The organism is Vibrio sp. D401a (assembly GCF_030248515.1).
In the GTDB taxonomy this organism is placed as follows: domain Bacteria; phylum Pseudomonadota; class Gammaproteobacteria; order Enterobacterales; family Vibrionaceae; genus Vibrio; species Vibrio rotiferianus.
Genome location: NZ_JAHGAI010000041.1, coordinates 1 through 1,706, shown reverse-complemented (window position 1 = coordinate 1,706; position 1,706 = coordinate 1). Strand labels below are relative to the sequence as shown.

The 1,706-nt window shown below is 39.7% G+C and carries 2 protein-coding genes; one reads left to right on the top strand and one right to left on the bottom strand.

Annotated elements, in window-relative coordinates; translation table 11 throughout:
- Window positions 1–49: 49 nt before the first annotated feature.
- Window positions 50–397 (bottom strand): hypothetical protein, encoded by a 348-nt coding sequence (locus tag KIV41_RS17065; RefSeq protein WP_039476991.1) that lies wholly within the window; start codon window positions 395–397, stop codon window positions 50–52.
- Between the two features lie 218 nt (window positions 398–615).
- Here KIV41_RS17065 and KIV41_RS17060 point away from each other — a divergent pair, with 218 nt between their 5' ends.
- Window positions 616–1,575, top strand: coding sequence for a hypothetical protein (locus KIV41_RS17060; RefSeq protein WP_203346252.1), 960 nt, complete (start codon window positions 616–618; stop codon window positions 1,573–1,575).
- Window positions 1,576–1,706 lie beyond the last annotated feature (131 nt).

The following is a 1,706-nucleotide window of genomic DNA, read 5'->3' as shown; positions in this document are numbered from 1 at the left end:
GGCGTTATGGTGATGAAGCTCCAGCCTTTGATAACTGGAGCTAAAACCACTAGTAGCAACCGTACTCGTTACAAGTTGAAGAGAAGTAATTACCGTCTGAGTCAGTACCTGTAGTGAATGTACTATTACCTATCTTGTTTGTGGTACTGTTCCAAGAGTTGCCATTTGCTGAGGTACCATTAGTAAATGTAGAGTTTCCAATGGTAGTGCTTGATTGGCTCCAGTTTGAACCAGTTTGACTGTTATAACCCTGAACCGATGTTGTATTACCATACTTTTGTACGCTGTAAGAGTTACCGTTGTCGTCATAGCAAGTTTTGTATGAGTCAGAACCATAGCAGTTTGCGAATGTGTTAGCAGATAAACCAAGTGAAATCAGTAGTAAAAAGCGTTTCATTTCTATGTCTCAAAAAAAGGATGGCGCACTTTAATTTCAAATTGTTTCATATGCAATAAAAATCACCATAACAAGCAATTTAAGAGGGATTCTCAACGCTTGGCACTTTTGCTTCTACTTCAAATTTAGTGTTTATGGCACAATGCTTTAGGTTTGGGTGGAGGCGTTGTTCACCCCTTAATTGGGCGTTATAGCGCAGAACAAGCTTCGGAGTATTTGTGATTTTAGAATTTCCAACAAAAGATGATTTTTATAGCGCTGCCAATGGTTTTCTCAATGCTTCATGGGATTCTGTGACTGAGCACTTACATGAATTTGAAACTCTATATAGTGTAATTGATGATAGCGACCACGAAAATGAGAGAAAACGCTATTGGGCTTCTGCGAAGCAAACGCTAGTCAGTGCAACGGCATTAGTACAGCAAGCTGTAGAATTTTACATCAAAGGACGAATCGTTAATGTTTCTCCCTATTTACTGATTTCTGGAAACCCACAATCATGGCCAAAAGGGTGTAACAAAAGGGATATAGAATTTTCAGCATTTCGTACTTTGGATGCACAAGATTTAATAAAAGTTCACGACACTGTTTGTCCCGCTCGTTTTACGGATCAGTTCCTTCAATGGAATGATGACTTGCGAACAATTAGAAATAAGGTGATGCATACAGTTGATAAATCTCTGAATGTCACTCCTGAAGAAGTGGTCAGCTTTATTCTATATACCCATAGTTACTTTCAAGGTTCATTGTGTTGGTTTGAATCAAGGAGAAAATATCTTGAAAATACGCCAGCAAACTCAATGAAGAGTATCCAGTCTGACGAAGATCACCAGTCGTATATAGTCAATTCACTTTTAATTGATTATCGCTTAGCCATTGATGTCTTGCCTCCTGCTGCATGTAAGAAATATTTGGGCTACGACAAGAAATCCAGATCCCTTCATTGCCCTCGTTGCGCTAACACCGTATCTCGCATGGACTTCTGGGATGACGAGTTCATTCATGACTGTGCTAAAACTTACCAAAGGTTACCTGATTCTGATGAGTATTTGTGTAAGCTATGTAGCCATCAGGGCAAAGTTTTAGAGCGTAGCTGTGAAGAATTAGGCTGTGAGGGCAAACTACAGGATAGCAAAAGTGGAATTTGCTTCTCATGCTTCTTTGAAAACGCGCTATAACAAACAATTTAAGAGTGATTCAGCACGCTTGGCATTTTTGGTATGGGTTAAGTTCTGTGTTTACGGCGGTCAAATTAAGTGTAGTGGTCGCGTGCTTCACACCTTAATTGGGCGTTATATCCTCACGCATT